We start from the raw sequence: 2,756 nt of genomic DNA on the forward strand, positions 1-2,756 counted from the left end.
CGTAGGCATCGAGCTCGCGGCCCTCGGCATCCGCCAGGTCGGCGAGCTCCGCCCAGGCTCGCGGGGAATCGGGGTGCGCACGCGCGACTACGTCGGGCGCCTCCCCCGCGGCGAGCGCGGCCGCGACCTCCGGTTCCTCGGGCAGCAGCGTGGGCTCGGGTCCGAGCAGGTTCTCGCCGATCATCGATGCGTCTCCTGAACCGCCGGCCGTTAGCGGAAGTTCACGAACTGCAGTGCGGTATCGACGTCCGCATCCTTGAGCAGCGCGATCGTGGCCTGCAGGTCGTCCCGGCTCTTCGAGCTGACGCGTAGCTCGTCGCCCTGGATCTGGCTCTTCACGCCCTTCGGGCCCTCGTCGCGGATCAGCTTGTTCAGCGTCTTCGCGGTGGCCTGGTCGATGCCCTCCTTGAGCTTCGACTCGATGCGGTACTCCTTGCCGCTGGCGAACGGCTCGCCGCTGTCGAGCGCCTTGAGCGAGAGCCCGCGCTTGATGAACTTCGACTGCAGCACATCGAGCACGGCGAGCGCCCGCTCCTCCGTGTTCGCCCGGATCAGGATCACCTGGTCCTTCAGGGTCACCTCCGCACCGACGCCCTTGAAGTCGTAGCGCTGCTCGACCTCCTTGCGGGCCTGGTTCACCGCGTTCTCGACCTCCATCGAGTCGAGCTTGCTCACAACATCAAATGAAGAATCAGCCATACGCCCCAGCGTAGACGAAATGCCGCGGGGCCGATGCCCGAAGGCACCGGCCCCGCAGCGATCCGTGTCTGCTCGCTCTACTCGGCGAAGTGCGAGTAGAGGAACCAGCGATCCTTATCGAGCTGCTCGGCGATCCCGATCACGATGTCCTGGCTCACCAGATCGATGTCGTCCAGTCCCTTGATCGCCGCGTAGATCGTGCCGAGCACGGCGTCGAGCTGCGCGACGACCTCGCGCACGGTGACGGTCGACTGCTGGAAGCCCGGGCTGAGCTCGGGCGTAGTCGCGCGCGCCGCGACCGTGCCGATGCGCGCATCGACGGGGAGGCCGAGCGCGACGATCCGCTCCGCGACCTCGTCAGAACCCGCCTGCGCGTGCGCGACGACCTCGTCGAGGAACTCGTGCACGCCGACGAAGTTCTGCCCGCGCACGTGCCAGTGCGCCTGCTTGCCGTTCACCGCGAGAGCGACCAGATCCTGCACCACCGGGGTGAGATACTGGGCCACGCCGCTCGGGCGAGCGAGATCGCCCTGCGCCGCCGGAACCTGAACCTGCGGAGTCGTCATACGAATTCTCCTTCTCTTCGTTCGCGTGGCCTCGGATCCACGCCCTTCGTAATCCCCACTGTACGCTCCGCAGCAGGATCCGCAAGCAAGGTTAGGCTTGGCTGAGTAAGCGGAAACCGCAGATCAGGGCATGAATATGCGAAATGTTCGCCCAGAGCTTCTGGGAACATGCCGAGCAGGATCCGGCCTCCATTACCCGGGGTGACGCGATCACTGCAGGGATCGGCCCGCATGTGCTCGAATGGGAACATCATCCCGCCCGGCGACGTTGAGGCGGTGTGAGGTGAGGAGCAGCATGAGCGAGACGACACCCGAGGAGTTCGCGGCCGCGCACGCCGCCTGGCATGCCGAGGTCGAGGCGGGTCGCACCGCGCCCTTCGGCCCGTTGAGCGCGGTCGCGTTGCACTGGCTGACCGACGAACCGCAGACGTTCGATGCGGTGCCAGGGTCATGGAGCGCCGACGCGCAAGGTCTCGTGACCGCGACGCTCTCTGCGGCGGAGGGGGTGACGCGCGACGGTCGACTGCTCGAGGGGACGATCCGGCTCGGCCCACTCACGGGGCTCTCGGGGCTCGTGCTCGACTGGGGCGAGCGGCGGATCGAGCTCGCCGCCCGGAGCGGTCACGTGATCCTGCGCCCTCGCGATCCGGCATCGCCCGATCGCGTCGACTACCGGGGCACCGCCGTCTTCCCGCCGAGCGAGCACTGGGTGATCGCCGCCCGCTTCGTCCCGGCGCCCCGCGCCGAGGTCGAGATCGCCTCGGCGGCCGGAGCCGACAAGACCCAGCACTACGACTCCCCCGGAACGGCGGAGTTCGAGATCGACGGGCAACCGCTGAGCCTCACCCTCTTCGGCTCGGTCGACGACGGCGACCTGCGCGCGATCTTCGCCGACGCGAGCGGCGCAGACCTGACCTTCCCCTCGACGCGCGCCGTATCGGTGCGGTCCGTCGGGGACGGAACGGTCGAGATCGACTTCAACCGCACGGCGAACCTGCCCTGCGCCTACTCCGCGAGCGCGACCTGCCCGTTCCCGCCGCCGGAGAACCGGTTGCCGGTGCGCATCGAGGCCGGCGAGCTGCGCCCCGGGCTCGAGCCGCCTGCGGCGGCCGCCTGACGGACGGCGGACTGACGGGGTGCATGCCAAGGCGGCGGTACTTTTCGCCTGTTGACCGACACTGTACGAGATCGTCGGCGCGGTAGGGAATCGTGCATCCATCTCATACAGCCCCGACGATCTCGTACAGTCCGGAGCTGCGGAGCCGGAGGCGCGGGGTGTCCGGGCGCGCTCGGGCCACGGCGGTCGGATACGTCGGAAGCGGGTTATAGGCCAAAAAGAGTGGATGGAAACCCGGTCTAGCCGCATCATCACGCCGTAAAACAGGGCCCGTCATTCCCCGGCACCCTTAACTGTGCCGAACACCCTGAACACGACTCGTTGTCTGCTATGCGGGGCAAAGCTCGTGAAGAACGGGAAACACCCCTCGGGCA

General features: G+C 67.9%; 4 protein-coding genes. 1 reads left to right on the forward strand and 3 read right to left on the reverse strand.

Features of this window, described 5'->3' with window-relative positions:
* The 3 genes from ACFPZL_RS12025 to ACFPZL_RS12035 all read right to left on the reverse strand — a co-directional run.
* A partial coding sequence (locus ACFPZL_RS12025; RefSeq protein WP_382335591.1) for a DUF3151 family protein occupies positions 1-184 on the reverse strand: 184 nt, incomplete at its 3' end.
* 26 nt (positions 185-210) lie between these two features.
* Positions 211-699 carry a YajQ family cyclic di-GMP-binding protein gene (locus ACFPZL_RS12030; RefSeq protein ID WP_218115396.1) on the reverse strand — a complete coding sequence of 163 codons (489 nt, stop codon included), beginning with the start codon at positions 697-699 and terminating at the stop codon, positions 211-213.
* 77 nt (positions 700-776) lie between these two features.
* Entirely contained in the window at positions 777-1,265 is a 489-nt protein-coding gene (locus ACFPZL_RS12035; protein WP_218115394.1) for a Dps family protein, read from the reverse strand.
* 295 nt (positions 1,266-1,560) lie between these two features.
* Here ACFPZL_RS12035 and ACFPZL_RS12040 point away from each other — a divergent pair, with 295 nt between their 5' ends.
* The gene (locus ACFPZL_RS12040) at positions 1,561-2,382 is read left to right on the forward strand and encodes a DUF1684 domain-containing protein (RefSeq protein ID WP_218115392.1); all 822 of its coding nucleotides are present in this window, start codon (positions 1,561-1,563) and stop codon (positions 2,380-2,382) included.
* Positions 2,383-2,756: the final 374 nt, after the last annotated feature.

It is taken from the genome of Leucobacter soli, assembly GCF_042659205.1.
In the GTDB taxonomy this organism is placed as follows: Bacteria; Actinomycetota; Actinomycetes; order Actinomycetales; family Microbacteriaceae; genus Leucobacter; species Leucobacter soli.

Coding starts and splice junctions, on each gene's coding strand:
- ACFPZL_RS12030 (WP_218115396.1), bottom strand. CDS start 699: ATGGCTGATTCTTCATTTGATGTTGTGAGCAAGCTCGACTCGATGGAG.
- ACFPZL_RS12035 (WP_218115394.1), bottom strand. CDS start 1,265: ATGACGACTCCGCAGGTTCAGGTTCCGGCGGCGCAGGGCGATCTCGCT.
- ACFPZL_RS12040 (WP_218115392.1), top strand. CDS start 1,561: ATGAGCGAGACGACACCCGAGGAGTTCGCGGCCGCGCACGCCGCCTGG.